This window comes from Polyangium sp. 6x1, assembly GCF_029946515.1.
Taxonomy (GTDB): Bacteria; Myxococcota_A; Polyangia; order Polyangiales; family Polyangiaceae; genus Polyangium.
On sequence record NZ_JARZHH010000078.1, the window covers coordinates 16,977 to 32,614 of the forward strand.

The following is a 15,638-nucleotide window of genomic DNA, read 5'->3' on the forward strand; positions in this document are numbered from 1 at the left end:
CGGTTCAGTAGGACGGACCGAAGATAGCGGCTGTTGAACGGAAGTCAACAGGAATGATGGACGCTGGCCCACCACGGCGCGGCCGCCCGCGCGACGATTGAAGATCCCGGGCGCCGGGAGTATAGGCTCGCCTCATGACGAGCCGAGCAAGGTCGAGGCCGGCGGCGCGGCCCGCGGCGGACGCGGAGAAAGAGCCGGCCGCGCGCGCGCGGCTCGAGGTCGACGAGCGCCGCGCCCAGCTCCTCGCGCTCGGCCTGTCGATCTTCAGCGAGCGCTCCTACGACGAAGTCTCGATCGACGACATCGCGCGCGCCGCCGGCGTCTCGAAGGGGCTCCTTTATCATTACTTCCCGACGAAACGCGACTATTACGTGGCGGCCCTGCGCGCGGCGTCGAAGGAGCTGCTCGACCAGACCCTCCGCACGACGCCGGACGCCTCGCCCGAGCAAGAAATCGAATGTGCCCTCCGGACGTACCTCGCGTACGTGGAGCGCCACGGGCCCGCGTACGTCGCCCTCATGCGCGGCGGTATCGGCTCGGATCCGGAGGTCGCGGCGGTGCTGGAGGAGACGCGCACGACGTTCCTCGGCCGCATCGTCGCGGGCCTGCCCCCCGAAGCCACGGGCCCGCTCGTCCACACCGCGATGCGCGGCTGGATCGGCTTCGTCGAGGCCGCCTCGATCGATTGGGTGGCGCGAAGGAGCGTGCCAGTCGAGCAGATCGTCGCGCTCGCGAAAGCGCTGCTCTTCGACGTGCTGCGCGCCGCGACGGAGTTTTCCCCGACGAACGAGCCCGCCCCGCCGAAAAAAAAGACGACCAAGAAGGCGCGCTGATCAGAGCCAGGCGGCCATGAGCGAGCGCGCGCGCACGTTCTCGGGCACGTCGTGGAGGTAATGCGAGCGCAGCGCCTCGTCCGGGATCTCCTCGGCGCGCGCCTCGATCGTGCGCATCACGTCCGAGAGGGCCCGCGACGCTTCCTCCATCTCGCCCTCCTCGGCGCACGCCTCGGCCATCACGAGCCGCGCCTCGATCTCGACGTACCCGCCGCCGCCGCGGCCGAGCGCCGCGCCGATCTCCCGGGCGAGCGCGCGCGCCTCGTTCCCCTTTCGCAGGAGGACGAGGGAGCGCACGAGGAGCGTGGTGATCCAGAGCTTGCGCAGAGGGACCCGCTCGCAAAGGGCGAGGGCCGCGCGCGCCTCGCGGGCGGCGTCCTCGTAAGCGCCGCGGTGGAGCAGGATCTGCGCCCGGAGGCCGCGCGCCCAGCCGCGATACCCGTCGCTCACGCCCGAGGCCGAGAGCACGCGCTCGGCGATGGCCTCCGCTTCGGCCCATTTCGCCGCCTCGTCGGCGCCGACGAGCAGCGCCGCGAGGTGGAGCTCCGATTGCAGGAGCGCGAAAGGTCCACGAATGCGGCGCGCGAGATCGACGGCGGATCGCAGCGCGCGCTCGCCGGCCTCGCGCTCGCCGATCTCGCCGAGGGCCTGGCCGAGCCGGTTCAGCGCCGTGATGTGGTTGCGCGCGTCGCCGATGGCCTCGAACGCGGAGACGGCCCTCCGCGTGAGCTCGAGCTGGCGGAACGGCGCGCGTTCGAAGGCGCGGAGCTCGTCGCTCTGCCCGATCGCCAGCGAGCCCACGACGTCGAGGTCGAGCGCGGGCATCGACGCGGCGAGCCGCTCGGCGCGGTCGAGCAGGGCCCGGCAGAGCTCGCGGCGCCCGTAGGACGTGAGCAAAGAGGCGGCGAGCGGGGCCCAGAGCAGGTAATCGCGGCGCGCGTCGGGCTCGGGATCGAAGTGGACGAAGCGTCCTGCCATGCGGAGAAAGTCCTCCTCCGCGCCCACGACGAGCGAGGCCCACGTGCCGTGGAAGAGGAGCAAACACGCCCAGCGGTCGCCGCGCGCGATGAGCGGCAGGGCCGAGACGCTCGCCCGGTGCGCAGCGTCGAGCTCCGAGCGCCAGCAATGCGCCATCGCAGAGAGCGTTTGCAGGTGGCCGAGGACCTCGCCCGAGGCGTCACACGCGATCCCGCGCTGCGCGCAGAGGAGCGCGCCGGAGAAATCGTCGCGGTCGAACGATTGGCTGCCGGCGCGGAGGTAATGCGCGGAGGCGCTCTCGGGGTCGCGGCCGCGCTGGAAATGCTCGGCGAGGACGAGCGCGTCGGGCTCGCCGGCGCGCTTCAGCCAAGCCCCGGCGAGCCTGTGGCCGAGGTGCCGGTCCTGATCGGTGAGCATCGCGTACGCGCCCTCGCGGATGATCGCGTGACGGAACGCATACTCTTCCTGTCCGGCAAACCTCGAATGCATCCGCCGCGTGACGAGCTCGCGCGCGCAGAGATCCGAGAGCGACGCGGCGAGCGGCTGGCCGTCGCCGAGCAGCTCACCGAGGCCGCTCTCCCAGAAAACCTCGCCGAAAATGCTCGCGGCTCGGAGCATCCGGCGCGACTCGGGCGCGAGCGCGGAGAGGCGCGCCTCCACCATGCCGAGCACCGTGTCCGGCAGCTCTCCGCCTCGACCGTCGGCGACCGCGCGAATGAGCTCCTCCAGGAAAAACGCATTTCCTTCCGCGCGCTCCACGAGCGCCGCGCCGCGGCTCGCCGCGACATCGCCGCCGAGCACGGCCGAGACGAGCTCCGTCGCCGCGCGCCGCGGCAGCGGTCCGAGCCGGATCTCCTGCACGTTCCGCCCCGCCCAGAGGCGCGGGAAGACCTCGTGCACCGCGGGCCGCGCGAACGCGAGCACGACGAACGGCACATCGGAGAGATCACGCAGCGCGGAATCGAGGATCTTGAGCGACGGCGCGTCGCCCCAGTGAAGATCCTCGAGCACCACGAGGATCGGCCGGCTCGCCCCGATGGCCGCCGTGATCGCGCGGTAGGCGGCCTCGATCTGGTCGGCCATGAGCTGCGGGTTCTGCCGCGCCGCGCGCAGGCGTGGGCTGCCTTCGTCGGGGAACGGCGCGCCCGCGAGCTCGCCGAGGAACTCCATGATCGTGCGCTGCTCCGCCTCGTCCGCGAGGACCAACGCGAGCAGCTCGATCTTGCGCCGCTGGGCCTCGATCGGCTCGCCCGCCGAGATCTGCAAGATGTCGCGCAGCGCGCCCGAGAGCAACGAGAAGGCCGAGCCGGCGCCGATCGCGTCGGGCCGCGCGATGGTGCAGGCGACGTTCGTGTGGCGCTCCTTGACGACCCGCAGGACCTCCTGCCGGAGGCGCGATTTGCCCATCCCCGGCGGCGCCGTCACGAGCACGGCCGAGGGGCGCCGCTCGTCGAAGCTCTCGTCCACGAGGTCGAGGACGTTCCGGAGCTCGCGCTCGCGGCCCACGAACGGGCTCGGCCGGCCGAGCAAGGTGCGGCTCTCCTGCCCCGTCCGGCGCTCGCCGCGCAGCGCGATCCGCCCCTCCTGCTCGACCAGATCGAAGCGCGCGTCGAGCAACGCGCGCGTGTTGTCGTCGATCCGGACGGGCGCGCCCTCCTGCTTCTCCGAGAGCGCCTCGTCGAGCAGCGCCGCCGCGCGTTCGAGCGCCTCGCCCACGGGCAGGCGGTTCGTCGACTCGCCGCGCCCCGTCACCAGGACGACCGCCGCCTCGGGCGCCGCGATCTTCACCCAGCCCGCGCAGCGCGCCGCGTTCGCCGCCTGATCCACCACGCTGCCCTCGCCGAGCAGCACGGCCACGACCGCGCCCGAAGAGAGCTCCTCCACGCGCGCGCCGAGCGGCATCGCCACGCGCCGCACCGCCGCCACGAGGTCCCGCGGGCTATCGCGATCGATCGGCGGCGAGACCGCCACGATCGAGACGAGCCGCCGCTCGGTGCCCGTGAGCGACGCCCGCGAGATCTCGCCGCTCGAGACGGGCGGCCTCGCCGTCGCGTCGATGCGATCGAGCAAGAGGCGCACCGCCGCGCCGTCCTCGGGGCGCACCTCCGGATCCTTGGACAGCAAACGATGGACGAGCACGACGAGCAGCTCCGGCGCGTCGGGGCGCAGATCCCGCAGGCGGGGCGGATCTTCGAGCAGGAGCTTCGCGAGCAGGGCCATCGGGTGCGCGCCCTGGAACGCGGGTTTCCCCGACAAACACTCGAACAGGACGCAGCCGAGGGCGAACACGTCCGCCCGCGCGTCAGCCTCGCGATCGCCGCGCGCCTGCTCCGGCGCCATGTACCCCGGCGTCCCCAAGATCGAGCCCGTCCGGGTGAGCGCGTTCGTCGCGCCGCTCTGCGCGATGCCGAAATCGACGATCTTCACGCGATCGGCCGCGCCGCCCACGAGGAACAGGTTGCTCGGCTTGACGTCCCGGTGGACGATTCGCCGCGCGTGCGCCGCGCCGAGCGCCTCGGCGACGTGCCGGGCGAGGGACAAACTCTCCTCGATCGAAAGCGCGCCCCGCTCGAGCCGCGCGAGCAGGCTCTCGCCTTCGAGCCATTCCATCGCGAGCCAAGGCTCGCCCGACGCGGCAATGCCGTGCGCCACGTAGCGCACGACGTGCGGGTGCTCGAACGCCGCGAGGATACGCGCCTCCTTCAGGAAACGCGGGGTCGACTCTCCTTCGGGGTCCCGCAGGACCTTGAGCGCCACGGGCTCACCCGTGATCCGGTCGACGGCGCGCCACACCGTCCCCATCCCTCCGGATCCGGCCCGCCTCCCGAGCACGAACCGATCCTCCAGCACCTCACCGGATCGCATTGGGATTCAGGATACCCTGGAGCACCTGCGTATACAAGCTCGCTCGCCGGCCGCATGAACGAGGGATTCTCTACATTCGATTCGTTCTCGCGGCACCGAGGCGGCCGCCCTCGGGAGCGTGCCTCCGCGCCATTCGGGGGATTTCCCGTCGGGAGGCGCGCCGCGCGACCGGGACGGTCAGGGCAAGCTCGCCATTTCAATCGGCTTGCGGCACATCGCGAATCCGCCCGCGCAATGCCCCGACTGGAACATCGGCCCGCGCGGCGCGCTCGTGCCCGGCAACAAACCGGCCGCGCCCCATCGCCCGTCGAAGCGGAACGCTCGCCCCGCGAGCGCGCTCTCGGGCACGTCGTCGAGCCGCGACAGCCCGCCGCCCTCCCACGTCCGCCAGGGCCGATCGGCGCACGCGGCGAGATCGTCGCACGACGAGGCGGCCGATTCGAACCACGCGAGATCCGAGCGATCGGCGTACGTCCCGTGGGTCCCGCGCGCGGACAGGACGACGGGGTGCTCCCCCTCCTTGCGGAGCCTGGACCAGGCGAAATAGGGACCAGGATTGTTGTCCTCGTGCCGCGCGAGGTAAGCGCCGAGCGGACGGCCCGCCTCGTCGAGGCGCACCGTCATGTGCTCCCAGTCGCTCTCGTGCTGGAAAAAGAGCGGGCCGTCGTTGTACGGGTAATAAAACCAGTATTCGACGTGAATCCCTCCGCTCGCCCGCGGATAGACGTCGACGTAGGTCACCCAGTCCTCGGGGCGCTCGCTCCCTTTGCGCACGTCGTCGTCGAACGCCCTGCGCGCGCGGCGCACGCGCGCGGCGCCTTCCACGAAATCGGACCTTTCCATGACCCACGGCACCGACGCCGGGAGCGCAGAATCCTCGCGGTCGAGCAGGACAATGGGGGCGAACGCATGGGCGAGCTCGGATTCGCGCTCGTCCGAGAGCCCGTCGCCGTCGCGATCGCCCGACGCGAGCGGCGCGGGCGGCGTGCCGACGGCCGCGTAGACGGGATCCATCCACGCCTCGCGCAGATCACGCGCATGCCCGCTGCCGAGCTCGACGCCGGCGAGGGCCATGAAAAGGACGGACACGGAAGCGAGTCGGGGATGGCGGCGCGCCCTCCGGGGCGAGAAAACGAGCGGAACGAACGGCATGCGGCGGGCAACCTTTGCACGCCCCCCACCCCCGCCGCAAGAACGGCCTGGACGTCATCGCGAAGAGATTCCATCTTTTGATTCAATGCTCGGGCCGCTCGTTCGGCGGCGCCGGCGCTCTCCATACGAGTGGCACGACCGCGCCCACCGCCACGAAAAACGCCTCGAGCGCGTGCGCGAGCAGCGCGATGGCGAGGGCCTGCGGGAGCGTCGCCCCGATCACGTCGGCGCTCCACGCGAACGCGCCCTCGCTCACGCCCACCTGCGCCGGGACGAACGCGCCCAGGGCGAGCGCGACCATGCTCGCCCCTTCGGCCACGAGCGCGCGCGAAACGCCCGTCGCGGCGCCCACGGCGCGGGCCAGGATGGCGTATTGCGCGACCTGGATCGCCCGGCCGAGGAGCATCGCGGCGATCGGCCCGGGCGGCAGGAGGCTCGTCTCGCAGGCCCGCGCCTTCACGGCATCGAGGCGCTCCCCGGCTCGCCGTGACAAACGCCCGGCGAGCGCCCCGAGCCACGGCGCGCGCATCGCCACGCGGATTCCCGTCCCCACCGCGACGAGCAGGGCGGCGTGGACGACGAGCGCCATCGTGATCGGCGAGGCGCCCGAAATCACATAGGCCGCGGCCGCGCAAGGCACCGAGACGATCCCGCCGCTCACGAGGGTCATGGCTTGCCCCGTCGCGGCCGCCGCCGTCGCCGCCGCCGCACCCGCCCAAGGCGCGAGCAAGGCCGCCTTCGTGGCCTCGGCGGCCGTCCGCCCGGCGGGCGCGATCGACGAGACGGCCCGCGCCACGAGCGACGCGCGCGCGAGGACCCGGACGGGCAGGAGCTTGCTCGCCGTCGGGCCGTACGCCGCGTACGTCGCGAGCGCGTCCGCCCCGACGCGCGCCGCTTCGAGCGCCACGACGAGCGGCAGCCATGGCGCCGCGCCGCGCAGGATCAGGTACAGCGTCCCCGCGCCCACCTGCCGCACGAGCGAGGCCACGACCCCGATCCCGAGCGCCGCGAATGCGAGGCGCACGCCCCAGCGAAGCGCAGAGGCCGCGGCCGTCCTCTCCAGCATTTCGTGTCGCTCCACGTTCCCCCCGCGAAACCAGGCGTGACGCTTGCGCGGCCTCGTCGACAGCGCTCGCCACGGACGTGCCAGCGCGGCAGGCCGCCGTCCTCGCGGCGAAATGGGAAATGGCGCGACAAACGAAAACGGCGCGCAACGTGGAGTTCCGGGAGGCCCCACGCTGCGCGCCCGATGGGAATTCGATCCGGCGGAGACGTCAGCGGCCTTGGCCGCCCGGTTGTCCGCCCTGCGTGCCCTGCTGCTCGCCGCCCTGCACACCCGGCTTCGCGCCGAGCAGGATACGCGTCACATACAGATACGCCTGCATGTTGTTCAGCTCCTGGGCGTCCTGGGTGGACAGGCCCCATTGCTGTTGCAAGAGCTGTGCGCTCGGCGCCTCCCGGATCTGGCCCACGAGCGCGATCTGGTCCCCCTTCTGCAGCTTGTGCTGGGCCTGCTGCAGCGCGCTCCGGGCCTGGTCGTCCAGGTACGCCGGCACGACGCGATCGGCGCTCGGGCCGATCCAGAAGACCCGGTCGTTCGAGACCCGCTGCACCTGCGCCCCGACGAGGTCGAACTGCCGATTGAAGAGCGTCGGGCGCTCGGGCGTCACGAGCACGATCGTCAAATCACGAATGGGCTCCGCCTGCGCGCCGGGCTGCTGCGCTTGCTGCTGCCCCGCGGCGGGAGGCGTCGTCCCCGGCTGCTGGACCGCCGCCCCTTCGTGGCCCTTCCGCACCTCGGCTCCGGCCTGACCGCCGCGGTCGCGCTCCTGGCACCCCGCCACGGCGAGCGCCGCGAAGAGGCCGGCCACGCTCACCAAACGAAAAGATCTGCGCATCGCGCTCCTCCCGTCGTTCATTGCAGAGCTCCTCTCGCCCTCGATTTCCGCCGAGGACGCCGCCCCCATTTCGCTGCAAGTCCCGATCCGAGCTCCCGCTCCCTTCGCCGAACACGCCCGGCCGGGGGGAGGTCTCTTCCTTGCATTCTCCGCCTTGGGCCCGACGCCCAAGAGGAGCGCGCATGCAATCGAAGACACCCAGGCTCGACGACATCCACGGCATTCCCGCGCGCGCGCGGAGGACGAACCCGCTGAACGTGGGCCCGAGCGAGCGCGTCGTCTCCACGGCGCTCGGCGGTGGCCTCGTCGCCTGGGGCGTCTGGCGGAGGGGCGCGCTCGGCCTCCTGGCGGGCGCGGTCGGCGGCGCGCTCGCCACGCGCGGCGTCCGCGGCCATTGCCCCGCGTATGCGGCGTTCGGCCTGAGCTCCCGCAAGGCCCCGAAGCCCACGCACATGCCTGTGCTCGACACTGAAAAACTCACGCGGATCGAGCGCACCGTCACCGTCGCCCGCCCGGCGAACGAGGTCTATGCGTTCCTCCGCGATCCGGCGCACGTCCCCCATTTCGCGCCGCACGTCGAGCGGGTGGAGGATCTCGGCGCGGGGCGCATCCGGGTATGGACGGCCATGAATGGGGAGCGCTCCTCGTGGGAGGCCCATATCGATCTGGACCACGAGGCCCAGGCCCTCGTGCTCAGCCACGCGGAGGGCCCCCCGGAGCGGCTCGCCATTCTCCTCGGCAACGCCCCCGGCGGTCGAGGGACGGAGATCCGGCTCGTGCTCGACCTCTCGAAGACGCGCGGCCTCTTGCTCCGCGCCCTCGCCGCGGTGGCGGGCGAAGACCCGGATCGATGGGCCCGCGCCGGCCTGCGCCGCCTCAAGATGCTGCTCGAAGCCGGCGAAATCGTGACGACCGAGGGACAACCCTCCGGCCGCCTCATCCCCGTGACACGCGCGGCGTGACGCCGAGACGAACACACGACGAAGGGAGAACGACCATGCAGGCGCTCTGTTATCAAGGCGTGAATCGCGTCGGCGTCGAGACCGTCCCCGATCCCGAGATCCTCGGCCCGCACGACGCCATTCTGCGCGTCACCATGTCGAGCGTGTGCGGCTCGGATCTGCACTTGCTCGACGGGTACGTGCCCACGATGCGGCAGGGGGACATCCTCGGCCACGAGTTCATCGGCGAGGTCGTCGAGGTCGCGACCGAGGTGAAGAAGCTTCGCCCCGGCATGCGCGTCGTCGTGGGCTCGATCATCGGCTGCGGCCATTGCTTCTTCTGCCAGACCGAGCAGTACTCGCTCTGCGACAACACGAATCCGAAGCCCGAGGTCCTCGACAAACTCTTCGGCTACCCCACCGCGGGCATCTACGGCTACTCGCACGCCTTCGGCGGCTTCGCGGGCAGCCACGCGACGTACGTGCGGGTGCCGTTCGCCGACACGAATGCGTTCGAGGTGCCCGAGGGCCTGCCCGACGAGCGCGTCCTCTTCGCCTCGGACGCCCTGCCCACGGGGTACATGGGCGCCGACCTCTGCAACATCCAGCGCGGCGACGTCATCGCCGTCTGGGGATGCGGCGGCGTCGGGCAAATGGCCATCCAGAGCGCCTACCTGCTCGGCGCCGAGCGGGTCATCGCGATCGACCGCTTCCCCGAGCGGCTCGCCATGGCGCGAGACCGGGCGGGCGCGGAGATCCTCGATTACGAGCAGGTCGACGTGCGCGAGGCGCTCCGCGAGATGACCGGCGGCCGCGGCCCCGACGCGTGCATCGATTGCGTCGGCATGGAGGCGCACGGCACGGGCGTGGATTACGCCTATGACCGGGTCAAGCAGGCCGTCCGCCTGGAGACCGACCGGCCGACGGTCCTGCGCCAGGCCATCCTCGCGTGCCGCAAGGGCGGCACCGTCTCCATCATGGGCGTCTACGGGGGATTCGTGGACAAATTCCCCATGGGCGCCGCGATGAACAAGGGGCTCACCCTCAAGATGGGCCAGCAGCACGGCCAGCGGTACATCCCGCGCCTGCTCGAGCACATCCGGAAAGGCGAGCTCGACCCGAGTTACCTCATCACCCACCGCTCCCTTCTCGCGAACGGGCAAATGGCCTACGACACGTTCAAGGAGAAACGAGACGGTTGCATGCGCGTCGTTTTCACACCCGAAGCGTGAGCGCGCGCCGATGGAGCGAGATGTTCGTTCTGGCCCTTCGGTTCGAGCCGGCGCTCCTGAGCACGAGCGCCGCACACAGGACGGCGCTCGTCTCCCTCGGCGTCGCGGCCGCGGCCGCCTTCTTCGTCTGCGCGATGGTGGCCGCTCGCCTCCTCCGCTCCCGCAGGGCGCTCGCGCGGAGCGAGGCGCGCTTCCGCGCGACCTTCGATCAGGCCGCCGTGGGCATGGCGCACGTCGACCTCGACGGGCACTGGCTGCACCTGAACCAGCGCTATTGTGACCTCCTCGGATATTCCATCGAGGAGCTCCAAAAACTCACCTTTCAGGCCGTCACGCACCCGGCCGATGTCGAGGCGGACGTCGCGCTCGCGGGCAGGCTGGCCGCGGGCGAGATCCCCACCTATTCGATGGAGAAGCAATACATCCGCAAGGATGGAAGGCTCGTCTGGGTCGAAATCGCCGTCTCGCTCGTCCGAAGACCCACGGGCGAGCCGGACCATTTCATCACCCTCGCGACGGACGTGACCGAGCGGCGGGCCGCGCAGGACGCGCTGCGCCACGAGCGCGATTTCACCGCCGCCATCCTCGACACGATCGGCGCGCTCGTCGTGGTCTTCGACAGGGAAGGCCGCATCGTGCGCTGGAACCGGGCCTGCGAGCGGCTCACCAAATATGCCTTCGACGAGGTCGCCGGCGCGGCCTTCTGGGAACGCCTGCTCGCCCCGGAGGAGCGCGAGGCCGTGAAGGAGGTCTTCCTGCGCATCGTCGACGCGCAGGAGCACGCGGACGGGTACGAGAATCACTGGGTCGGGAAGGACGGCGCGAGGCACTGCATCGCCTGGTCGAGCACCGCCCTCGTCGACGACCGCGGCCGCCTCGAGCACGTCATCGGCACGGGAATCGACGTCACCGACAAACGCCGCGCCGAGGCCCAGCGCGCGCGGCTCTACCAGGAGGCGCAGGACGCGATCCGATTGCGCGACGAATTCCTCTCGATCGCCTCGCACGAGCTGAAGACGCCGCTCACGCCGATCGGGCTCCAGGTCAGCCAGATCCTGCGCGCCCTGCGAAAGGACCCGGCCTCCATTCCCCCCGAGAAGCTGCTCCCGCGCCTCGAGATCGTGCGCCGGCAGGTCGAGCGCCTCGGCGCGCTCGTCACGGACCTGCTCGACATCTCCAGCATCACGGCCGGCCGCCTCCGGGTCGAGCTCACGGAGGTGGACCTCTCGGCCGTCGCGCGTGACGTCGCGCTCCGGCTCGGCTACGAGGCCGCGCGGGCCGGATGCAGGATCGACGTCCGCGCCCAGGCGCCCTTGCCGGGCCGCTGGGACCGGGCGCGGCTCGACCAGATCGTGACGAACCTCCTCGCGAATGCGATCAAATATGGTGCCGGCAAACCGATCGACCTCGTGGTGGAGGGCGACGAGACGACGGCGCGGCTCGTCGTGCGGGATCGCGGGATCGGCATCGCCCCCGAGCACCAGGCGCGCATCTTCGATCGATTCGAGCGCGCGGTCTCGAACCAGCACTATGGCGGGTTTGGCCTGGGTCTCTGGATCGTCAAGCACATCCTCGACGCGCTCGGCGGCACGATCCGCGTGGCGAGCGAGCCCGGCAGCGGCGCGACGTTCACCGTCGAATTGCCGAGACGGCCGGACGAACGCGCGCAGATGGCCGCGTGATCAGTCGACCGCGCAAGCGTTGAACTCATTGCCGCACCCGTCGCCGGCGACCGCGCAGTCGATGCACGACTGCCCGGGGTCGGAGCCGACACAGTAGCTCGCGCTGCAGGAGACGGCGCATTTCCCGGCGCAGAGGCAAGCGAAGAGCGTGTCATAGACTGGCTTCGAGCTCGGACAAAGGACGGCGGAGGGATTCCCATCGGAGACGTACTGGGCGCATCCCACGCAATCGCCATTGCAGGACGCAGGGTCGTCCGCGATCCCGTTGCAATCCTCGTCGACGCCATTGCCGCAGATCTCCGAGGACGGTAGCAGGTCGGCCACGCACTCCCCGAACGTGCCGCTCGCCTGGCAGACGCGGCTGCCCTCCTTGCAGATCCCGACGCCCGCCGTGCCCGGGGGGCCCCCATAACACGTCTCCACCTCGCCGGACGTGCACGTCGAGGGCCCCGAGCCCCCGCCGCCGCCGCCCGCGCCCTCGCTGGGCGCATCCACGACGACCTTCGCCCCGCAAGCCGATCCGACGAGGCACAGAAAGACCAAGCCCAACCAAGAGATCGTTCGCATGGGAAGAATCTCTAAGCCGGACTCCCCGCGCCTGTCATCCGGTTTCCTTCGACCATGACGACGCGGCGCATCATCGCAAGATTGCATCCTCGCAAGGGCCGTCGGGGCCCCTTTCCCGGGTGCAACGGCGGGCGCGCGAAGGCCGAGGCCTCAACTCCATGAAAGGATTCGATTCATGGCGGGCGAAGGGGGCTGGATCGGTCGTTGCAAAGAGGATCGCGGAATCGATCGTGCCGCGGAGGGGTGCGTCATGAAAACATCGTCGTCATTCGAGGAGCCGTTCGGGTCGCACCGCATCCGTTTCGAGGCCCCGGACCGGATCTGCACCGTGCTCGATGGCCCGCTCTCCGTCGAAGAGGCCGAGGCGATCATCGGCAGGATCTACGAGCTCGGCCGGAAGCACGGCCCCCTGCTCTCGATGCTCGACGTCGCGCGGTACGCGAGCTCGGGCGAGCGCGTGCGGCAGGTCTTCCTGCGGGGCTCCACGGAGCGGATTCCGGTCCGCGCCGGCGCCATTTTCGGCGCCTCGTTCCCCACCCGCGTCGCGATGTCGATGGTCCTCACCGCGGGCGCCCACATCCTGCCGAGCCGCTTCTCGTTCCCCGTGACGTTCACCGCGACCGAGGCCGAGGCCCGCGCGTGGCTCGAGGCGCATCGCCCGGCGGACTCCGTGCGGCGGCCGGGGGATCTCCTGCCGACCGGCACCTGAAGCGCTCCGCGTCTTTCCCTGCCATCACGCCCACGCGCTGCCCTCGGGCCGGCGATCCCGCCGAGCACGGAAACGTTCCTTGCCGCCCCGCGCGACCGTGGAAAGATGCCGCGCATGACCGCACGTCACCTCCTGCTCCTTCCGCTCCTCCTCCTCGCCTGCAACAAGGAAGCGCCTGCCCCGGCGCCGGAGGCGAAGGCGCCCGAAGGAAAAGCCCCCGCCGCTGTGGCGGCCTCGGACAAACCGGCTGCGGGCGCCGAGGTCGGCAAGCCCGCCCCCGATTTCACGCTCACCGACTACGAAGGCAAGACGCACCACCTCGCCGATTACCGCGGCAAGACCGTGGTCCTCGAGTGGTTCAACCCCGAGTGCCCGTTCGTCAAGGCCTCCCACACGAAGGGCTCGCTCAAGGGGTTTTCGAAGCGCGCGGTCGAGAAGGGCGTCGTCTGGCTCGGCATCAACTCGTCCGCGCCGGGCAAGCAGGGCCACGGGCCAACGCGTGTCGCCGAGGGGCGAAAATCGTTTGGCATGGAAAACCCCGTGCTCGCCGACGAGACGGGCAAGGTGGGGCACCTGTACGGCGCGACGAACACCCCCCACATGTTCGTGATCGACGCGCAGGGCACGCTCGTCTACCGCGGCGCCATCGACAACTCGCCCGACGGCGAGGGCGAGTCGCCGAAGGACGGCAAGCTCGTGAACCACGTCGAAGCGGCCCTCGAAGACCTCGCCGCCGGCAAACCCGTGCGCACGCCCGACACCCGCGCCTACGGCTGTAGCGTCAAGTACGGATCCTGAAATCATCTCGGCCTCGTGCGGCCGCCGACCCCTTGCCCGTCCATTGTCTGGACCGCACGACCTCGGGTAGTCTCGGCGCATGTCGAATCCCACGCCGCCGGACGGGCCTTCCCCTTCGGTCCTCGACGACCTCGTCACGGTGCCGCGCGCGCAGCCGGCGGCGGCCCCGGGCGGCGAGCCGAGCGCCATGCTGATCTCGAGCTCGGCGCTGGAAGAGCGCGGGGGAGGCTCGCTCCTCCAGGACGAGCTCGCGTCGCTCGTGGGGAAGGTCCTCTCGGATCGGTATGTCGTGCACGAGCTCATCGGGCACGGCGGCATGGGGGCGGTCTACCGCGGCGAGCAGGTCCACCTGCGCAAGCGCGTCGCCATCAAGGTCCTCCGGCCGGACATGGCCCGCATGGTCGAGCTCGCCGTGCGATTCGAGCGCGAGGCCATCGCGGGCGCGCACGTGAGCCACCCGAACGTCGTCGCGGCCACCGATTTCGGCAAGCTCGAGGACGGCTCGCAGTTCTTGATCCTGGAGTTCGTCGAGGGGACGCCGCTGAAGGACCTCATCGAGCAGGGTCCCATGCCCCTCGATCGCGCGCTCTCCATCGGCCGGCAGCTCGCAATGGCCCTCGGGGCCGTGCACGAAAAGAGCATCGTGCACCGCGACGTCAAGCCACAAAACATCCTCGTCGACGCCAAAGGGACGGTGAAGCTGCTCGATTTTGGCCTCGCCAAGGTGCGCGTCGAGCTGCTCTCGGATCAGGGGCGGAACGCGAAGCCGAGCCCGGCGCTGACGGGCGTGGGCATGGTCATGGGGACGTTCGCGTACATGGCGCCCGAGGCGGCGCGCGGCATGGAGGGCGTCGACGCGCGCTCGGATCTGTATGCGCTCGGCGTCGTGATGTACGAGATGCTCACGGGCAAACGCCCGTTCGAGGAGAACGACCCGGGGCTGCACCTGAAGAAGATCCGCAGCGAGGAGGCGCCGCCGATGCGCGAGCGCGCGCCCGCGATCCAGGTGCCGCCGCGGATCGAGGCCGTCGTGATGCGGCTGCTCGCGCGGGAGCCGGATCGCCGGTTCGCCTCGGCGAGCGAGGTGCTCGCGGCGCTCGACGAGGCGGCCGCGGCGCCCGAAAAGGACCTGGAAAAGGCGCTCGAAAAGGCGCTCGAGAGCGACATCAAAAAGGCGCCGGAGCAGGCCCCCGAGGCCGCGCCCGTGAAGACGGCCGCCTCGCCCGCCGCCAAGCTCCCGAAGCGCTCGCTCATTCTGATCGCCTCGGGCCTCTCGGCGGTCGCGGGGCTCCTCCTCGTCGTGGTCCTCCTCCGCGGAGGATCGTCCGACACCAAGGAAGCCGCGGGCCCCACGACGAGCGCCGAGCCGACGCGGACGAGCCCGGCGGCGGTCCCGGCGAGCGTGCCGACCGACATCGACGGCGCGGACGCCACGGAATGGGCCGAGCGGCTCCGGCGGGCGGCGTCCCGCAAGGAATGGCGGCCGGGGGCGAAGGCATTCCTCGCGCTCGCCAAGCTCGATCCCTCGCGCCTGACTGGCAACGAGCTGCGCGGCGACGTGGTCGCGGTCGTCGCCGGGATTGGCTTCGAGACGAGCTTCACCGAGTCGGATCAGGTCTTCGGCGCGCTCGAAAACGAGCTCGGCACGGGCGGCCTCGACGTCCTCTTCCACGTGGTGCGCACCCGCGGCGGCACGAAGGCGAGCCGCCGCGCGCAGGACATCCTCGCGAAGCCCGGGATCCTGGACCGCGCCACGCCCGCCCTGCGCGTCGCGTACGAGCTGCGCAAGGCCGCTTGTCCCGACAAGCGAGCGCTCTTCGCGCGCGCGGCAGAAGAGGGCGACGGGCGCGCCCTCGACGAGCTCTTGATCGTCAAGGACGTCCCCTGCTCGGCCAAGCGCGATCCGTGTTGTTATCGTGAGGACGCGGAGCTCAAGGACGCGATCGGCACGCTTCGGGCGAAGCTCGGGAACTGATCTCCGCG

12 protein-coding genes are annotated in these 15,638 nt (G+C 71.0%); 7 read left to right on the forward strand and 5 right to left on the reverse strand.

Features of this window, described 5'->3' with window-relative positions; genetic code table 11:
* Positions 1 to 134: 134 nt before the first annotated feature.
* On the forward strand, positions 135 to 833 hold the full coding sequence (locus QHF85_RS42270; protein WP_281333139.1) for a TetR/AcrR family transcriptional regulator: 699 nt from the start codon (positions 135 to 137) through the stop codon (positions 831 to 833).
* Here the strand turns inward: QHF85_RS42270 and QHF85_RS42275 are convergent, their stop codons facing one another.
* The 4 genes from QHF85_RS42275 to QHF85_RS42290 all read right to left on the reverse strand — a co-directional run bounded on the left by QHF85_RS42275 (position 834) and on the right by QHF85_RS42290 (position 7,726).
* Positions 834 to 4,676, reverse strand: coding sequence for a serine/threonine-protein kinase (locus QHF85_RS42275; RefSeq protein ID WP_281333140.1), 3,843 nt, complete (start codon positions 4,674 to 4,676; stop codon positions 834 to 836). It abuts the gene before it with no gap.
* 177 nt (positions 4,677 to 4,853) lie between these two features.
* Complete coding sequence (locus tag QHF85_RS42280; protein ID WP_281333141.1) at positions 4,854 to 5,765, reverse strand: hypothetical protein; 912 nt, start codon at positions 5,763 to 5,765, stop codon at positions 4,854 to 4,856.
* A 145-nt stretch (positions 5,766 to 5,910) separates the two neighbouring features.
* Entirely contained in the window at positions 5,911 to 6,894 is a 984-nt protein-coding gene (locus tag QHF85_RS42285; protein WP_281333142.1) for a lysylphosphatidylglycerol synthase domain-containing protein, read from the reverse strand.
* Positions 6,895 to 7,102: 208 nt separating this feature from the next.
* Positions 7,103 to 7,726 (reverse strand): hypothetical protein, encoded by a 624-nt coding sequence (locus tag QHF85_RS42290; RefSeq protein WP_281333143.1) that lies wholly within the window; start codon positions 7,724 to 7,726, stop codon positions 7,103 to 7,105.
* Between the two features lie 182 nt (positions 7,727 to 7,908).
* Here QHF85_RS42290 and QHF85_RS42295 point away from each other — a divergent pair, with 182 nt between their 5' ends.
* From QHF85_RS42295 to QHF85_RS42305, 3 genes are read left to right on the forward strand one after another with little or no spacing between them, the layout of a single operon-like run.
* The gene (locus tag QHF85_RS42295) at positions 7,909 to 8,688 is read left to right on the forward strand and encodes a YgaP-like transmembrane domain (RefSeq protein ID WP_281333144.1); all 780 of its coding nucleotides are present in this window, start codon (positions 7,909 to 7,911) and stop codon (positions 8,686 to 8,688) included.
* 35 nt (positions 8,689 to 8,723) lie between these two features.
* Positions 8,724 to 9,899, forward strand: a complete 1,176-nt coding sequence (locus QHF85_RS42300; RefSeq protein ID WP_281333145.1) for a zinc-dependent alcohol dehydrogenase — start codon at positions 8,724 to 8,726, stop codon at positions 9,897 to 9,899.
* A gap of 20 nt (positions 9,900 to 9,919) precedes the next feature.
* Complete coding sequence (locus tag QHF85_RS42305) at positions 9,920 to 11,581, forward strand: sensor histidine kinase (RefSeq protein WP_281333146.1); 1,662 nt, start codon at positions 9,920 to 9,922, stop codon at positions 11,579 to 11,581.
* On the opposite strand, the gene QHF85_RS42310 is transcribed toward QHF85_RS42305, so the two are convergent.
* The gene (locus QHF85_RS42310; protein ID WP_281333147.1) at positions 11,582 to 12,148 is read right to left on the reverse strand and encodes a hypothetical protein; all 567 of its coding nucleotides are present in this window, start codon (positions 12,146 to 12,148) and stop codon (positions 11,582 to 11,584) included.
* 250 nt (positions 12,149 to 12,398) lie between these two features.
* Between QHF85_RS42310 and QHF85_RS42315 the strand changes: the two genes are divergently transcribed.
* From QHF85_RS42315 to QHF85_RS42325, 3 genes are all read left to right on the forward strand, one after another.
* The gene (locus tag QHF85_RS42315) at positions 12,399 to 12,857 is read left to right on the forward strand and encodes a hypothetical protein (RefSeq protein ID WP_281333148.1); all 459 of its coding nucleotides are present in this window, start codon (positions 12,399 to 12,401) and stop codon (positions 12,855 to 12,857) included.
* 114 nt (positions 12,858 to 12,971) lie between these two features.
* The gene (locus QHF85_RS42320) at positions 12,972 to 13,655 is read left to right on the forward strand and encodes a thioredoxin family protein (protein ID WP_281333149.1); all 684 of its coding nucleotides are present in this window, start codon (positions 12,972 to 12,974) and stop codon (positions 13,653 to 13,655) included.
* Positions 13,656 to 13,734: 79 nt separating this feature from the next.
* A complete protein-coding gene (locus QHF85_RS42325) occupies positions 13,735 to 15,630 on the forward strand; it encodes a serine/threonine-protein kinase (RefSeq protein WP_281333150.1) in 1,896 nt (631 codons plus the stop codon).
* Positions 15,631 to 15,638 lie beyond the last annotated feature (8 nt).